This is a genomic window from Chryseobacterium sp. KLBC 52 (assembly GCF_003347605.1).
In the GTDB taxonomy this organism is placed as follows: domain Bacteria; phylum Bacteroidota; class Bacteroidia; order Flavobacteriales; family Weeksellaceae; genus Chryseobacterium.
The window spans coordinates 59,272-76,718 of sequence record NZ_QDFZ01000019.1 but is presented as its reverse complement, the minus strand read 5'-3'; the positions used below and the strand labels follow the sequence as shown (position 1 = coordinate 76,718).

At 37.2% G+C, this 17,447-nt stretch carries 15 protein-coding genes; 2 read left to right on the top strand and 13 right to left on the bottom strand.

Going from position 1 to position 17,447, the window contains the following annotated elements; all coding sequences use genetic code 11:
• Window positions 1-68: 68 nt before the first annotated feature.
• Complete coding sequence (locus DDF69_RS18575; protein WP_114822086.1) at window positions 69-2,147, bottom strand: T9SS type A sorting domain-containing protein; 2,079 nt, start codon at window positions 2,145-2,147, stop codon at window positions 69-71.
• A 154-nt stretch (window positions 2,148-2,301) separates the two neighbouring features.
• Here DDF69_RS18575 and DDF69_RS18570 point away from each other — a divergent pair, with 154 nt between their 5' ends.
• Window positions 2,302-3,174 carry a helix-turn-helix domain-containing protein gene (locus tag DDF69_RS18570; protein WP_162800965.1) on the top strand — a complete coding sequence of 291 codons (873 nt, stop codon included), beginning with the start codon at window positions 2,302-2,304 and terminating at the stop codon, window positions 3,172-3,174.
• 91 nt (window positions 3,175-3,265) lie between these two features.
• On the opposite strand, the gene DDF69_RS18565 is transcribed toward DDF69_RS18570, so the two are convergent.
• Together DDF69_RS18565 and DDF69_RS18560 are read right to left on the bottom strand one after the other, a co-directional pair.
• Entirely contained in the window at window positions 3,266-3,550 is a 285-nt protein-coding gene (locus DDF69_RS18565; protein WP_170872059.1) for a hypothetical protein, read from the bottom strand.
• Window positions 3,551-3,643: 93 nt separating this feature from the next.
• Entirely contained in the window at window positions 3,644-5,251 is a 1,608-nt protein-coding gene (locus DDF69_RS18560; protein WP_114822084.1) for a fumarate hydratase, read from the bottom strand.
• Between the two features lie 226 nt (window positions 5,252-5,477).
• Between DDF69_RS18560 and fumC the strand changes: the two genes are divergently transcribed.
• Complete coding sequence (fumC, locus tag DDF69_RS18555; protein ID WP_114822122.1) at window positions 5,478-6,872, top strand: class II fumarate hydratase; 1,395 nt, start codon at window positions 5,478-5,480, stop codon at window positions 6,870-6,872.
• Window positions 6,873-6,947: 75 nt separating this feature from the next.
• Here fumC and DDF69_RS18550 read toward each other — a convergent pair whose 3' ends face one another.
• The 10 genes from DDF69_RS18550 to DDF69_RS18505 all read right to left on the bottom strand — a co-directional run bounded on the left by DDF69_RS18550 (window position 6,948) and on the right by DDF69_RS18505 (window position 17,447).
• Window positions 6,948-7,988, bottom strand: a complete 1,041-nt coding sequence (locus DDF69_RS18550) for a porin family protein (protein WP_114822083.1) — start codon at window positions 7,986-7,988, stop codon at window positions 6,948-6,950.
• A gap of 30 nt (window positions 7,989-8,018) precedes the next feature.
• Complete coding sequence (locus DDF69_RS18545) at window positions 8,019-8,633, bottom strand: hypothetical protein (protein WP_114822082.1); 615 nt, start codon at window positions 8,631-8,633, stop codon at window positions 8,019-8,021.
• The gene (locus DDF69_RS18540; protein ID WP_114822081.1) at window positions 8,620-9,180 is read right to left on the bottom strand and encodes an RNA polymerase sigma factor; all 561 of its coding nucleotides are present in this window, start codon (window positions 9,178-9,180) and stop codon (window positions 8,620-8,622) included. The genes DDF69_RS18545 and DDF69_RS18540 overlap by 14 nt, the downstream gene beginning before the upstream one ends.
• Window positions 9,181-9,623: 443 nt before the next feature.
• Window positions 9,624-10,559, bottom strand: a complete 936-nt coding sequence (locus DDF69_RS18535) for a Dyp-type peroxidase (RefSeq protein ID WP_114822080.1) — start codon at window positions 10,557-10,559, stop codon at window positions 9,624-9,626.
• Window positions 10,560-10,578: 19 nt separating this feature from the next.
• The gene (locus DDF69_RS18530) at window positions 10,579-11,295 is read right to left on the bottom strand and encodes an ABC transporter ATP-binding protein (RefSeq protein ID WP_114822079.1); all 717 of its coding nucleotides are present in this window, start codon (window positions 11,293-11,295) and stop codon (window positions 10,579-10,581) included.
• A gap of 3 nt (window positions 11,296-11,298) precedes the next feature.
• Window positions 11,299-12,765: a DUF5687 family protein gene (locus DDF69_RS18525; RefSeq protein ID WP_114822078.1), complete on the bottom strand. Its 1,467-nt coding sequence runs from the start codon at window positions 12,763-12,765 to the stop codon at window positions 11,299-11,301.
• 75 nt (window positions 12,766-12,840) lie between these two features.
• Window positions 12,841-14,490 carry a DNA repair protein RecN gene (locus tag DDF69_RS18520; protein WP_114822077.1) on the bottom strand — a complete coding sequence of 550 codons (1,650 nt, stop codon included), beginning with the start codon at window positions 14,488-14,490 and terminating at the stop codon, window positions 12,841-12,843.
• A gap of 365 nt (window positions 14,491-14,855) precedes the next feature.
• Entirely contained in the window at window positions 14,856-15,761 is a 906-nt protein-coding gene (locus DDF69_RS18515; protein WP_114822076.1) for a DUF4835 family protein, read from the bottom strand.
• Window positions 15,762-15,797: 36 nt separating this feature from the next.
• Window positions 15,798-17,000, bottom strand: a complete 1,203-nt coding sequence (gene coaBC / locus DDF69_RS18510; protein WP_114822075.1) for a bifunctional phosphopantothenoylcysteine decarboxylase/phosphopantothenate--cysteine ligase CoaBC — start codon at window positions 16,998-17,000, stop codon at window positions 15,798-15,800.
• 123 nt (window positions 17,001-17,123) lie between these two features.
• Window positions 17,124-17,447: a DNA-directed RNA polymerase subunit omega gene (locus tag DDF69_RS18505; RefSeq protein WP_034681463.1), complete on the bottom strand. Its 324-nt coding sequence runs from the start codon at window positions 17,445-17,447 to the stop codon at window positions 17,124-17,126.

The window sequence follows — 17,447 nt, the reverse complement described above, 5'->3', positions numbered from 1 at the left end:
AGCCTTCCAATAAAAGTAATTGTAATGAACTAATTCTTTTGGGCAAAAATCTTTGTATTGAATTTCGCTTAATTTTTTATAATCTTTTTAGAAATGGATTGTCCATTCTTTAATTTCAATTCTACTATATACAATCCTGAAGGAAGTTCAGCCATGTTGATCTGATTATCCGAGAACTGTACATTCATTCTTTGTCCTACAGCGTTCACAACGTTTACTTTTTCAATCCCTGAATCAGCTTTAACTATAAGAATTCCTTTTGTAGGATTAGGATACATTCCAATGACAGATTGATTCAGTTTGGTTTCTGAAGTACCCAAAGAAGAGGTAGGCTTGATGCATCTTACTGATGATCCCTGCCCTCTCATAGCACCAGCAGACGGATTGGCAATCGTTGATCCGATATACAGATATTTCCCTCCTAAACTTGATGTATCTGAGCTCCAGAAATACCCTCGTTGCCCTACAAAAGTAAAGTTCCCGTCACTGGAGCTTCTGTAGCCTCCCGCAGGTAATTTAAGATGGCTGTTATAAGCAGTGGTCGGGTTAGAAATACTTTCAGCTCCTATTAAAGTTGTCCACTCTGCCTGAGAAGGTATTTTCCAGTCTGCTCCTATTGCTTTACAAGGATCTATCCCTACAGAGGCATTTACATCTGCAAGGGATGTCCCATTCCATGTATCTCCACTTGCAAAATTTGCCCACCATGCCGGAGATCCTGCAACATAAGCTCCCACAGTGGTACTTGCTCCTTCCGGAGTATTAGGAGATGGCGCTGGTACAATCTGAGAATTTCTAAGCTGGTGTCCGTCATCCCATCTTCCCCATTGGAAAAGATCTCCATAAGAATTCGCATCCGCTACTGACGAAGCCACCTGTGTACTTCCCAGGTTCTGCTGAAGCCAGATTTTTCCGTCTGCTCCTCTTACGGTGGTATAAGCAACCTGCTGTCCACGATAAATAAAACTTACGCAGCCAACATCACCTACATTTGCTCCAGGGTCTGTGTTGCTGCATGTTTGTGGATTAAGGTTCAGAGAAATTCTTTTCACCTTTGTTGTATTGTCGGAATAAGCCAGCACCAAATAATTCTGTGCCTTATCTATCGCTAAATCATTGTATTTTGCTTCCCCATCTGAAACAAAATCTCCTCCAAATGGAACCCAATTCTGAGTGTCATCTAGTTTATAAACTGTATTTCTCAGAAAGTCATCATTTTCAAAACGGCTGGCCACCACGTAAGGTTTTCCGGATTCTGTTACGGCTAACGCAACATGCTGTACTCTTCCCTCTGAGAAGTTGGCATTTCCAACCTGTACCCAGGAGTTGCCGTCAAATTTCCTGACGTTCACTTTTTTTCCTCCTGAAGAGTTGGATACATATGCTACATAGATTGTATTCGCGCCGTCTAAAGCAATATCAGCATTGTACTGTTCCCCTGACGAAGAAGCATCAGCTGCCGCTCCTCCTACCAAACTCCAGTTTTGTGCTGAACTGGCATCTGTACTGTTCTGATATACTTTTATCCCTCCGGAAACATTGCAGGTATACACCATATTATTGGTTCCTATGACCATTTCAGCAAATTCCGCACCTCCGGAAAAACCAGCATTTCCTACCTGTTCCCACACACCTCCGGAATATTTTTTTACAGTTCCGGAACCGTAAGATCCATAAGTAAATATAATATTATCGGAGGATACTGCAGAAGCCTGATAATTTACCGGGCTGTCCGTAGCATTCGGAAGCTGGGACCATAAAGAGCCTGTAAATAAACGTACTTCCATCCCGGAGCCCGGATAACCAAGCTGATTGGTATAATAAATACTGTTTCCGTTTGGACTTATAGACAATGAGTTGTAAGTGGCAGTTCCTGTAGTAACTCCGGGTGTTCCCCCTAAGTAAGACCATGAGTTCCCGTTAAATTTCTGAACGGAGCCTTTAGCTACTGAAACATCATAATAGGATAGATAATAGTTTCCCGAGTTATCAATAACAACATTATTAAAACTGCTTCCTCCTGCAGATACATCCTGAACGCCTCCTACATTTTCCCATTGCTGGGCATACATATAGCTTCCAGCAACGGTTAGCAATGCTAATCCTGTTCTGATTTTCCGTATTGCAAAATGTAAATCTTTAAACATATGAAATATTATTTTTAATTATTCTAAATTTAATTTAATTTTGCGCAAAAGTACTTCACATCATCAACCCCGAGTTATCATTTCCGAACTTTTGGTTATCCTGCGAAGGACTTTTACCTTAAGAAGTTGTACCATGGCTGTAAAAATGTGTTGTATGAGGAGTCAATCAAAAAGTGGACATTTGTTCATATCCGAAGACATCAAAATCATCATGCAGGAAGACCTGTGTCCTGATCAATCCTTCAAGTCTCATATGCTGGAGGGGAAGTCAAGTTTTAATCTGATTTTTCTGTTGAGTGAGGGCATTAATTTAGAAGGTCATGATTGTGGCACCCAGTTTTTATTCAAGAAAAATCAATATATACTTCATTATTCTCCTAAAGAAAGTGTTGCGGAACTATGGACAGAAAATCAGGAAATTCTGAGGTATCTGCAGATTCAGATCAATTATCAATATATTTTTAACCTTATCAATCCGGAACTTAATCGTGAGAATGCTGAGATTCTGGAAAACATGATTCATAATAATTTTATATTCCTTCATAAAGAAACTCCGCCGGATATGACAGTTGAAATGCATATGATTGTAAAAGAGATTCTGGATTATAATAAGAAAGGAATCATGCAGAAGTTATTTATAGAAGCAAAGATTATCAAACTTCTTATCCTGATCTTTGAGCAATTTAATGAGAAAAACATTCTCGAGGATACTCCAAAGATTCCCGAAATGATTAGGAAATTCATTGATGAAAATTATCACAGGAATATAAAAGCGGAAGAAATAGGAAAATATTTTGGGCTGAACCAGAATATCATCAGAAAGGAATTTAAAACTCAGTACCATACAACGATTGCTCATTATATTTCAGAACTCAGAATGCTGAAAGCCAGGAAACTGATCACTAATAAAGAAATTATGATCAAAGAGATTGCTATTGAATGCGGCTATGAGTACCTGCAGAACTTTACACGGGCTTTTAAAAAGAAATTTGGGGTATCTCCTGAAAGTCTGAGGAATAATAAATAGAAAACCGCTTAATTGCTTAAGCGGTTTATATATGTTGTTTTGCTTTGATATTACTTTTTCAGAATTCAGGTGAAAAAGCAATGACAATCAATTAATGATGATGTCCGTGATCGTGAAGGAAAGGTCCGTTTCCTTTAGGCTCGCTATAGATAACTTCTACACCTTCCTGCTCAGAAATAAGCTTTCTTCTGATATCTTCAGGATCGAAAGGCTTTACTTTTCCGAAATACTCTTTCAAACCTTCAGTTAGCCACATTGGGATTACTAATCCGAAGAACATAAAAATACACCAGAATCCTACTAAGAACATAGTAATGAAGAATATAGTCCAAAGGAACTGGTAGAACGGCCAAAATGCTGATAATATCGTTATCATTCTCTTAAAGATTTTAGGCAAAAATAGAACTTTTTTCCTTTTTACACAAAAGATCAGCGTTCTATTTTCTTATTTATTTTAATTTTAAACTAATTAGTGAGCCAGATTTGCGAAAAAATCATTGCCTTTATCATCGGAAATGATGAATGCAGGGAAGTCTTTTACTTCAATTTTTCTTACCGCTTCCATTCCTAATTCCGGGAAGTCTACTACATCTACAGACACAATATTGTCTTTCGCAAGAATAGCAGCCGGTCCTCCGATAGACCCAAGATAGAAACCTCCGTATTTGTGACATGCATTGGTAACATCTTTACTTCTGTTTCCTTTTGCCAGCATAATCATACTTCCACCATGGCTCTGGAACTCGTCTACGTAAACATCCATTCTTCCGGCAGTAGTAGGTCCGAAACTTCCTGAAGCCATTCCTTCCGGAGTTTTTGCAGGTCCAGCGTAATAGATTGGGTGATTTTTGAAATATTCAGGCATTGGTTTCCCGCTGTCGATAATTTCTTTGATTTTTGCGTGAGCAATATCTCTTGCTACGATTAATGTTCCGTTCAGTTTTAATCTGGTTTTGATCGGATATTTGGAAAGCTCGGCAAGAATTTCCGGCATTGGCTTGTTCAGGTTAACCTCAACAGCTTCTTCCAGATGTGGAGGAGTATCAGGTAAGAATCTTTTCGGATCCTGCTCTAATTGCTCCAGGAAGATTCCTTCTTTTGTAATTTTCCCTTTGATATTTCTGTCTGCAGAACAGGAAACACCCATTCCTACCGGGCAAGATGCAGCATGTCTCGGAAGTCTGATCACTCTTACGTCGTGTGTAAGGTATTTCCCTCCAAACTGAGCTCCAATGGCACTTTCCTGGCAGATTTTCTGAACTTTTGCTTCCCATTCAAGGTCTCTGAAAGCCTGTCCGGCCTCATTTCCTTCTGTCGGAAGATTATCGTAATATTTTGCAGATGCTTTTTTTACTGCGGCAAGATTCGCTTCTGCTGAAGTTCCTCCGATTACCAATGCTAAGTGGTAAGGTGGGCAGGCAGCTGTTCCAAGGTCTGAAATCTTTTCTTTAATGAATTCTTCGAGAGATTTTTCGTTCAATAAAGATTTCGTCTTTTGATATAAGAATGTTTTGTTGGCAGAACCACCTCCTTTTGTTAAGAATAAGAATTCATAATAATCTCCTTTTTTAGCATAGATATCAATCTGTGCTGGAAGGTTAGACCCGGAATTCTTCTCATCAAACATCGTTAAAGGAACTACCTGAGAATATCTTAGGTTTCTTTTCTGATAGGTATTGTAAATTCCTTTGCTCAGGTATTCTCCATCTTCTACTCCCGTGTATACATTTTCCCCTTTCTTCCCCATTACGATAGCTGTTCCCGTATCCTGGCATGAAGGAAGAGCTCCCTCAACTGCTACGGCAGCATTCTGTAAAAGGTTATATGCAACGAATCTGTCATTATCTGTAGCTTCAGGATCATCAATAATTCTTCTAAGGCTTTCTAAGTGTGAAGAACGAAGCATGAAAGACACATCTGCCATCGCTTCTTCAGCTAACAGTTCCAATCCTTTAGGATCTATTGTTAAAATTTCTCTGTCACCCAGTTTTTCAACCTTTACATAGTCTGATGTAAGCTTCTTGTACACCGTATCATCTTTCTGAATAGGATACGGATCCTGATATCTAAAATCCATTCAATTTTTGTTTCTACAAAAATACGCCTCCTTTAAAAAAATATGAGTAAAATCAGTCATTTAAATTGATATTTATAATGATTATAAATTGGAGGTTTCTGAGTTTATAAGTACCTTTATAGAAGCAAAATAAACAAAGCCAAAACATTATTTTTTTCATTAAACATAAATAATGTTTACAATTTTTATGGCTTGCAGTAAAAAGATCATACAAATTACAACTACTATGAATTACAGAATTGAAAAAGACACCATGGGAGAAGTGCAGGTACCTGCAGATAAGCTTTGGGGTGCACAGACGGAACGTTCCAGAAACAATTTTAAAATAGGACCTGAGGGTTCAATGCCACATGAAATTATCGAAGCATTTGCTTATCTGAAAAAGGCTGCGGCTTACACTAACACTGATCTGGGAGTCCTTTCTGCAGAAAAAAGAGATATGATTGCCAAGGTATGTGATGAAATTCTGGAAGGAAAATTGAATGACCAGTTTCCGTTGGTGATCTGGCAGACAGGTTCCGGAACGCAATCGAACATGAATGTGAATGAAGTAGTTTCCAACAGAGCTCATGTGAATAACGGAGGGACATTAGGCGAAAAATCTGAAATTCACCCGAATGATGATGTGAATAAATCCCAGTCTTCGAATGATACTTATCCTACTGCGATGCACATTGCTGCCTATACAAAAGTGGTGGAAGTAACTATTCCCGCTGTAGAAAAACTAAAAAATACGTTGGCTGAAAAGTCAAAAGCATTCAAAGATGTGGTAAAAATTGGTAGAACCCATTTAATGGATGCTACTCCACTTACTCTCGGACAGGAATTTTCAGGATATGTGGCTCAGTTGGAATTCGGATTGAGAGCTTTGAAAAATACATTACCTCACCTTTCTGAACTGGCATTGGGAGGAACTGCTGTAGGTACAGGTTTGAATACACCCAACGGTTATGATGTAAAAGTGGCAGAATATATTGCACAATTTACGAATCATCCTTTCGTTACTGCAGAAAATAAATTTGAAGCCCTTGCTGCTCATGATGCGATTGTAGAATCTCACGGTGCATTAAAGCAACTGGCAGTTTCTTTATATAAAATTGCTCAGGATATAAGATTACTGGCCTCTGGTCCACGTTCCGGAATCGGGGAAATTCATATTCCTGAAAATGAGCCTGGATCATCTATTATGCCAGGGAAAGTAAATCCTACTCAGAATGAAGCGATGACCATGGTTTGTGCACAGGTTTTAGGAAATGACACTACCATTTCATTTGCCGGAACTCAGGGGAATTACGAACTGAATGTTTTCAAACCGGTAATGGCTTATAATTTCTTACAGTCTGCCCAACTGATTGCTGATGCATGTATTTCCTTCAACGATCATTGTGCGGTAGGTATTGAACCAAATCATGAGAGAATTAAAGAACTGGTAGATAAATCTTTAATGCTTGTAACGGCTTTAAATACTCATATCGGATATGAAAATGCGGCTAAGATTGCAAAAACAGCCCATAAAAATGGGACAACATTAAAAGAAGAAGCTATTAATCTTGGCTTGTTGACTGCTGAACAGTTTGACGAATGGGTAAAACCTGAAGATATGGTAGGAAGTTTAAAATAATGATTCTATAACTGATACAACGCAAAAACTCCGGGAATAGTTCCCGGAGTTTTTCATTTTACTGTCAAAATGTATTTAATCTAATCCAATGGCCAAGCCAAATAACAGTGCTTTGTCATTTTTGAAATAACTGTCTTTAAAGAAATTGCTGAAATCTTTTTTAACAAACACGCTGAAACTGTTGTACGAAAATGTAATCTGTGCTCCATATACAAAAGGATTCACCTGATAGTTTCCGCGGTCTCTGGTTTCACCGTCATTTCCTTTTACAATATTGTTGGTAGACATTTTTACCCCTCCATACACATTGGCTCCAATTTTAAAGCCTGTATAATAACTTCTGTACTGGATATCCATTCCGGCATTTTTAAGTTTGGAGAAATTATACTGCATCCCAAGGGGAACCATGATATATCCGGTTCTCAGTTTGCTTTTATCAAGGTTTCCGTTGTATTGTGCCAAAGCGACTCCCTGATCTGCACTTCTTGTAAACAGCATATTATTATCTGCCCGTACCGTTCTCCAGGAGAATCCTAGTCCTGAAGTAATTGCCCACGGACTTGTTCTGCTAAGCTGATAGTTCAGTTTCAGGCCAAACTCCAGATTATTGGCGTATCCAATGTTTTTATCCAGGACATTATCGGGTTCACTGTTTGTAAGTGTCATGATTCCATAAGAGAAATATCCTGTAAAACTTCTGCTGGGACGGAATTTTTTCAATAGTTTTTCTTTAAGCTCTTCTTTTGAGGTCACATCGGTATTCAAAAGAGAATATCTTACCTGCTTTTGAATAACATCATCCAGATCAAATCCAAGTTCCTCAATTCTTTTATCCATTTTCTCCGAATAACGGTCTGCAATCTGAGCTTTTTCTCTGTCGAAATCTGCTTTATCAAGGTTTCTGGCCTGTAAAACGACCAATTCATCTTCCATCAGCTTTTTTTCTTCCTGAATGATGGTATTGATCTTTGCAGCATATTCTTCTACTTTTTCTTTTACAATAGGGCTTACCTCTGTATCTTTTTTAGAAGACAGGTTAATATTGAATGTCTTTTGTGCATAGAATGATGCTGAAAAAGAGCACAGCAATCCCATTACGATTAATTTCTTGATCATATTATTAATTTTTAAATTTTTACGGATAAATTATCTGGCATTCAAATCAATAGTAGTAGCCACATTACTTCCATCCTTTGTTTTTTCGATAACATCTTTATGCTCTACTGAGAAAAGAAGTGTGGATGGGTCTACATATTTTTTCTTTTTAACCGGAGTTTTTATAGAATCGGCTTTTGCCATGAGTTTAGGATTAGAAATCTGAGGAAATTCCGGTTTTTTCAGGGGAAGAGTTTCTTTAGGAATTAATGTATTCTGATGTGCAGCCATTGGAGAAATAACTTCTGTTTTATCCTGAGAAAGAGTTTGCCTTACTTCCTTTTTATCAATATTTTCAACGGCCAGCGGAATTGTATTCTGTACCGGACCTTTTACAATTTCTTTTTCCGCAGCTTTTTTTTCTGTTTGTTTTACCATTTTCGGTTGAGCCTCCGAAGACTGATTAAGAAAGTACAGAACACTTCCCAAGCTGAATGTCAACATCAAACATGCTGCTACTAAAAACCAGTTCCTCTTTGATTTGGAACGGTGATCATTGTTATTCTTAAGCTCAATTTCGGACCACAGATCCCGTGATGGAACAATTTCTCTTTCCTCAATCTGCTTTTTGATCTGAAATTCAATAGTATCTTTAGACGTTTTCATTTTTCACTTTTTTTTGTTGTTGAAAGTAGATCTTTCTTAATTTTTCTTTTGCTCTGAACAGCTGTGTTTTGCTGACAGCCACTGAAATCTGCAAAGTATCCGCAATTTCCTGATGAGAATATTCTTCCAGCACATACAGGTTAAAAACCATTCTATAGGCATCAGGAAGCTGATCCAAAAGCTCTTGTGCATTAAAATCACAATCAATCTCTGCGTCATGGATATCTTCATGAAAAGATGGATTAATTTCGTCCAGATAGAAAACAGTTTTATGACTCTTGATAAAATTCAGGCATTCATTTACAACAATTCTTCTTGCCCAGCTTTCCAGGTTCGACTCTCCTCTGAAGCTTTCTATGTGCTTAAAAATTTTACAAAATGCTTTAATGAGACAATCTTCGGCCTGATACAAATCGCTCACATAGCTTTTACTTACACTCAGAAATTTCCTGACATTCTGTTCATAGAAAATCTTCTGTGCAGCGGGATCCTGTTTCTTCAGGAGGCTTAACAAATCATTTTTTTTATTTCCGAAGAGGAGTTTCATGTTTATGCTGTTTCTATACTAAAGACAATCAAAACAAAAAAAGGTTACAACATTTAAAAAAAATTTATTTTTTGTGCTTGACTAGTCCTAAATAATCGTTACAGATTAATAATATAAAAATATTAATATTTACGCTATGAATTAACAGGTCGCTCCTCCGGAGCTCTAATTTTAAAAAAAATACATTCCATTAACAGTCAGCTCCCATTAGAGCTAAATTTGATCCCGTCGGGATCAACTGTTAGTAGAAAAAATGAAATCCCCATAAAATAAAGCTCCGGAGGAGCGACCTGTTAATTCTATTTAAATTTTATCAAACAAGAATGGTTTTTTATATAAAGTGTCAGATCTAAAGTTGATTCAAGATATTTATATGACTCTCAAACTCATCTAATCGGACGCATAAAAAAAGACTGCCTTGAATGAGGCAGCCTTACATTTTATCATGAGAATTCATCAAGCATATTTCTGGTAGGAACAAAGAAAAGTGTTCCGGTAACTGCTGTACTGAAATCTAAAATTCTGTCATAATTTCCCGGAGGATCACCAATAAACATATTCGTCAACATTTTTTTTGTGGTGGAAAATGTACTTGAATAGGCAATAAAGTAAGTTCCAAACTCATTGGTAGAAGGATTCCCAAAAGGCATGTTATCTCTGACGATTTTCAATTCTTCTCCATTCTCGCCTTCGATATTGGCTAAGGCAATGTGTGAATTTGAAGGTTTCACATCATCAGACATTTCAATATCACTTTCTTTTGATCTTCCAATTACTTTCTCCTGATCTTCTGTTGACAAACTCTTCCAGGCATCCATATTGTGAAGGTATTTCTGAACAAAAAGGTAACTTCCTCCTTTATACTGAGGGTCTTCATCACCTATTTTACCAAAATAATCACGGTCGTCTCCATGAGGATTTTCCGTTCCGTCTACAAAACCAAGAATAGAGCGTGCATCCCAATATTTAAATCCATGAACCTCCAGAATACTTACGGCCACTGAACTTAATAATCGGGAGATCTCGACAGCCATATCAAAAATCAGGCTTTTATTATCTGCTCTCAGATGAAAATGAAGATCTCCGGGAGTAGCAACAGCGGTATGCTTTATTCCCTTTATTTCTTCAAAATTGACTAATTCTTTAGGCGGAGGCTTTGGCAGCTCCAGTTTACGCCATGCCTCTGCTCCAATTCCCATGACACAACTTGCTCTGCTGTCCGGAAAACGGTTAAACACCGAATTATTAAGATTTAACACCAATGCGCATAATTCCTGAAAAACATTTTTCAGCTGTGGACTGTCATTAAGCTTCCAGACCATAAAAATAGTATTGCTATTTGGATAATCTGTTACATTCTGTGATTCTGTCGTATTCATACCTCTGTTTTTTGAGGTATTAAATATCCGAAACAGAAACCTGATCTGCAAAATATTGTTCCAGATCTTTCAATGTTTCCGGATTGGTCTGAATATCTTTTACCAGAAGTCCTTTGTTTACCACCACAATTCTGTTGCAGACTTCTGTGGTATGGGAAAGATCGTGGCTGGAAATAAGGAAAGTAACACCATCCTGTTTTGATAATTCCTTGATCAGGTTTTTAAGTTTGATCTGGGTAGAGGGATCGAGGTTGGCAAAAGGCTCATCCAGAATAATAATTTCGGGATTCCCGATGATAGCTCCCACAATTCCCACTTTTTTCTGATTTCCTTTTGAAAGATCACGGACATACTTTCCGGATTTTAGGATTTCACCATTGAAAAAATCATGAAAGGGTTTCAGGAATTCATCAACTGACGATTTGTTCTGACCTCTTAACTCGCCTAAGAAATAAAAATATTCCTCCGGAGTAAGATATCCAATGAGAAAGGTATCATCTACAAATGCTGATACTTTATTTTTCCAGGCTTCAGATTCATTGACTTTAATGCCATCAATGCTTACAAATCCCGTTGTCGCCTGAATTAAATCCAGCATCAGGCTGAAAAGGGTTGTTTTTCCTGCTCCGTTATTTCCTACAAGGCCAAATGTTTCCCCTTTAGGAATGTCAAGATGTTCGATATTAAGAACCGTTGCTGTACCGTATGTTTTTGATAGATTATGTATATTGATCATGGCTTAATTAATTTTTTTAAATGCATCCAATGTGCTGTATTTCTCTCTTTTATATTGTTTTACAATGATATCGAAGATTTTCTCTCTCAGAAAAAAGCCGATAATTCCTATAATTGCAATACTTATCACTCCACCGGTAATTCCCCATAGATATTTTGTCAGGGCAAATACTCCCATTGGAAGAAGCATTTTAGGAATCAACAGAAGCATTGACGCTAAACTGAAACTTCCTTTTTGTCCCATTCTTTTCTCTTTTGAATTCAGGTCAATCTGATTTTTATTAAAAGCTCCGGACCAAAGCGTAAATTGAGAGTTAACCCCTATATTGTATAATCCTGCTGCAAAGAATGTGATGTAGATCTCCCAGCCAAAATAGGCATAACAGAGAGCAATAATCACAGAAGCAGCTGTTACAATATTCATCAGCCACCATTTCGCTTTCAGATATTCTTTGTAAGGAACGTTCAGGGTCATCATCAATGGAAAATAGGAACTGTCAAATGCAGGTACCCGTTGCCCAAACAGAAACTGAAAACCTCCTGTTACAAAAAGTCCCATAATCATCATCATTGCAGGAGTTTTGTAGAGAGACGAGCTAAACATCAGCAATCCATAGAACAGAAACATAAAGCTTCCAAACAGGATTCCTTTGGTTACTTTATTGCGTCTCAGCATTCTGATATCATTATTGATAAATGCTCCTATCACACCATATTTATTCAGGAAAGCAATATTTTCTGTTTTCCCGACTGTTTTCTTGGCTTCAAGCCCCTGATCAAGATAAAATTCATTGCGAAGGTAGCGGAAACATACCCACCAAAGTATTACAAACAATAGAACAGGAATCAGTGCAAAGTAGGGTTTTTCATAAAAGCTGAAGAAAACCGACTCAGAATAAGATAAAACCGGAACAATATTATAATACGCCAGCGCTCCTATACCCAAAAAGCATACTCCTATGATAACTGCCAGGGTTTCTTTACCGTTGAAAAAGATGTTGATAAAATTATTCATGTAAAGCAGTGAAACCGCCCCCGTAAGCCATAACAATACTCCTGGAATGCTGTATCCATTGAATAAGGCAATGAGTGAAAATGTAATAAAGAATAAAGAACTCAGCCAACTGAATGCTGAAAGAAATGTCTTAGCCAGCATATAATTGACCAATGTATTCTTCCTGATATTCATGGTAAGAAACGGCTTAATATTCTGTGTAGGAATTTCCTGCCAGAGATATTTAATAACAAGATCAATAATCCAGGCAACGATCATGAATTTTGAAACCACCTTTAAAGGATCCTGGCGCATTTCCTCCTGAATGTAGAAAAAGGCGATAAATGCTCCTCCTAAAAGGGATCCAATAAAGTAAAGGATTCCTATAAAACGGAGAATTTTCATGGTCAGATTGATCCCTAAAGATGTACCACGAAAAAAGCTTTTTATTTCAAGCCTAAGGAACTTTAGAAACATATATTAGTTTTTTACATTAGTCAATATAATGTAAAATATGTTACAAGTTTTTAAGAAAAAAGTGGATTTATTTAATTATCCAATAAGCTCTTTTGCCTGCGCCAAGGCTGCTTCCGTAATTTTACTTCCGGAAAGTAACTGGGCGATTTCGTTCAGTTTTTCTTCACTGCTTAATGGAATAATGGTAGATTGTGTTCTGCCGGAAATGTCTTGTTTTACTACCTTATAATTATCATTTCCTTTAGCTGCCACCTGTGCAAGGTGGGAAATAACGATCAACTGCATGTCTTCAGACATTTCTCTCATCAGGTTTCCTATTTCTTCAGCTACTTTTCCTGAAACTCCGGTATCAATTTCGTCCAGAATAAGGGTTGGCAGTTCATCGCTTTCTGCAATAATTTTCTTTACAGCAAGCATTACTCTTGATCTTTCTCCTCCGGAGATAGCAGTCTGAATCGGTTTTAAAGGGAAGCCTGAATTGGCCTGAAACAACAATTGGATATTTTCTTTTCCAAAATGGTTAAACTCATCAGCATCCTGTAATTCTATATCTACCTTTGCTTTTTCAAGTCCTAGTTTCTTGAGAAGACTTTCTGCTTTTTTGATGAAAACAGGAACATTCTTATGTCTGTTCTTTGAAAGTTTTGAAGCAAGGCTCAGAAGTGTTTTTTCTTTTTGAGAGATATTCTCTTCTGTTTCTTCAATCTGTAATTCCAGATCTGAAGCTCCTTTCTGATCTCCGGCCAGCTGATTTCTGATCTCAATGAGTTCATTAAGATCTGAAACATTATGTTTAAGGAATAAAGCGTTGATTTTATTGTTAAGATCGGTAAGATATATCAGGTTTTCAGGATTGATTTCAACTCTTTCCGCTTCATGTTCCAGCTCAGAGATGATGTCTTTAAGCTCTACAAAAGAGGTTTCCAGCCTTGAATCAAGTTCAGCAAAACTGGTAGAAACTTCGGAGATTTTCGAAAGTTTACTGGTCGCTTCATTAAAGAACGACAGAATTCCTATTTCCTCCTGATGAAATCTAGATAGGATCTGCCCTACATTTTCGGAAATCATTCCCGCATTTTCCTGAATGGAAAGCTGGTTCTGAACATCCTCAAAATCAACATCGTCAAGCTTCAGCTCTTCCAATTCGTTGAGTAAAAATTCTTTATAATCGCTTTCTTTATTAGATTCCGAAAGTTGGGTTTTTAATTTTTTCAACAATAACTTCAGCGTTTGAAATTCAGAAAACTCCTGCTGATAATCTTCAATGATTTTTTTATTCTCAGAAAGCCCGTCGATAATTTTAAACTGATATTCTGAGGTAAAAAGATTAGATGTTTCAAATTGAGAATGGATATCAATCAGTTGTGAGGAAAGCTCTCTAAGGACATCTAATGTTACCGGCACATCGTTGATAAATGCACGGGATTTCCCTGAGGGAAGTATTTCTCTTCGGATAATAGTCTGAAGTTCATAGTCCAGATCATTCTCAATAAAGAATTTCTTAAACTGATTGTTGAGCGAAAACTCGGTTTCCACCACACTTTTCTCTTCAGCTTTGGCGATTGATTTTACATCTGCTCTTTCGCCTAAAATAAGCCGAAGAGCACCTAGGATAATAGATTTCCCTGCCCCCGTTTCACCGGTAATAACCTGTAAACCATTTTTCAACGATACTTCAAGGGTATCAATCAGGGCAAAGTTTTTAATGTAAATTCTCGAAAGCATTGATAATCCGGGTTATAATCCAATTTGAGTTTGAACTGTAAAAATAAGTTTTTTTTCATTCTTGTCCGACTAAATTAAAGCATAATTCCCACATCACTCCTCTGAGCTTTTTTATGGGGATTTCATTTTCTCCTGCTGACAGCAGATCCCGATGGGATCAAATCCAGCTCCTGTGGGAGCTGACTGTTAATAGGACTTATTTGTTTTAAAAGTATAGCTCCGTAGGAGCGACCTGTTAATTCATGTAGCCAGACCTTGATATTTTCAAATGTATGAATACTTTTTATCGGACAGTAATGCTTCTTATTGAAGCAAGAAAATGTTTTTTGATAATCCTTTAATAATCAGGCTTTATCCACCAATTTTTAGACTTTCCATTTATTCCATTTATTCTCTATATTCTTTGGTGAGAGGATGATCATTGTTTGTTTAAGATCATTAAGAATCAGCCCTCCATTATTTCCGGAATTGAAAATATTAAAAATCTCATCGCTTTTAGTATCCATGAAGAGGTTAAAGAAAAATGCCTGCTGGAAATTATTTTCGTACATTTTTAATTGCATCAGGGCATCAAAAATAACTTTTTTCCCGGCAGTCTGATCCTGGTTGAAAAGGTTGTCTAATCCTGCTCTATGATAAGTATAAATGGTAGAACGTAACTGGCTCCAGTTAGGATTCATAATCTCGTTAATCAAAATAGAGCGGCTTCTTGGTTCATTGATGGTATTCCAGCCCTCATAGTTTCTGTTTTGGGAATTCTGGGCAATCTGCTGCGCTTTTGCATACCACTGTGATCCTCCCAGAGACTGGAAACTATCCGCATCCAGACCCAAAACAACATAAATATAGAAACTGATCACATCGGTAAGATTCTTTCCGGAGAATTGTCTTTCATTAAAAATAAGACTCTCATTTTCAATATATTCGAAAGCAAACCTTTGATCCTGAAGATTAATTAAAGGAGATTCGTAGGTCGTATTGTACACAGGTCGTACTGCCTGAATCACAATAGATCCCTTGAATTTATTAACATCTCTTTCCGCAATAACAATAGAAAAAGCACATTTTATTTTTTCAAAATTCTGAAGTCTTTTACCTGTCCAGCTGGTATTATTGATAAAATCCCTGAGACTTTTCTCCAACGCTTTATAGGCCTGCTGGTTACTTCCTCCCAGCTGATTGGAGTTTACCTGCACTGTTGCCAGCAGCTCCTGAGAAAAACTTTGGGTATATAGAAAAAACAGAAAAAATAAACTTATAATTTTTTTCATTGTCTATTAAAAATTGAGAACGGAAATTTATTAAAATTATTTTAAAAGTTGAGACTCAACAAAATTGAGAATATCTTTTGCTACATCATCCTTGGATTTCAGATTGAATTCCTTCTTCTCTGTTTTGGTAAATATCTTGATTTTATTGGTATCATTTTTAAAACCGGCTCCTTCATCGCGTAGAGAATTGAGAACAATCATATCCAGATTTTTCTTTTCCAGCTTTCCCTTCGCATTTTCTTCTTCATTCTGGGTTTCCAGCGCAAATCCTACCAAAAACTGATGGGTTTTCTTTTCTCCCATAATTTTAAGAATATCCGGATTTTTAACCAATTCTATCGTGAGGTTTTCATCATTCTTTTTGATTTTTTCCTTCGCAACTTCTTTGGGAGCATAGTCTGCTACTGCAGCACTGGCAATTCCTATGTCTATACTGTCGTAAAATTCAAATACTTTTGTCAGCATTTCTTTGGCTGAAGTCACTTTATGAAGTTCAACGTTCGGATCATTGATGGTTTGAACACTCGGTCCTGATATAAGAATTACTTTGGCTCCTCTTTTTGAAGCTTCTTCTGCAAGAGAGAATCCCATTTTTCCAGATGAATGATTTCCGATGAATCTTACCGGATCTATAGCTTCATAGGTAGGTCCGGCAGTAATTAATACCGTTTTTCCTTCAAGGCTTCGGGGATTGTTTGAATTAAAATAATGTTCAACATCATTAAAAATTGTTGCCGGCTCTGCCATTCTTCCCTGTCCGGTCAGTCCGCTGGCCAGCTCTCCGTTTTCTGCAGGAATAATCCTATGTCCAAAGCTTTCAGCCAGCTCCAGATTTTTTCTTGTAGAAGGGTGTGCATACATATCAAGATCCATGGCAGGCGCAATGAATACAGGACATTTTGCAGACATATAGGTGGCAATAACAAGGTTATCACACATTCCGTGAACCATTTTTGACAGTGTATTGGCTGTACATGGGGCAATGATCATCACATCCGCCCAAAGCGCCATTTCCACATGACTGTTCCATGTTCCGTTATCACTATAAAAATCCGAATACACCGGTTTTTTGGATAAGGTAGACAGACTTAGTTTCGTTACAAAGTTTTCTGCATCAGGAGTCATGATAACCTGTACTTCGGCACCTTTCTTCACAAAGTCTCTGATCAGAAAGTGGATTTTGTAAGCCGCGATTCCTCCAGAGACAGCGATAAGTATCTTTTTACCGGAAACACTCATTTAGTTCTAATTTTTTGAAATACTAAAGTACTTATTTTTTCCCACACAATGAGGCTTTAAAACAACAAAGGTCATAAAAGAAGTGAATTCCTTTATGACCTTGATTTATTAAAATACAGAAGATTACTTTCTCTCTTCTGTTTTTCTGAAATAAACATCTTCGTTTAACCATTCTTCAATAGCAATTGAAGTCGGTTTTGGAAGCTTTTCGTAATGTTTAGAGATCTCAATTTGTTCTCTGTTTTCGAAAACCTCTTCTAATGTAGAATTGTGAACGGCAAATTCATCCAATTTGTTGTGAAGTTCCGTACGGATCTCCGCATTGATCTGCTCTGCTCTCTTTCCCATGATAACAATAGCTTCGTAGATTGAACCTACTTTATCTTCAATCTTATCTTTGTCGTAAGTAATAGTATTTACTTCTGCTTTTGTATCTTTTACACTCAT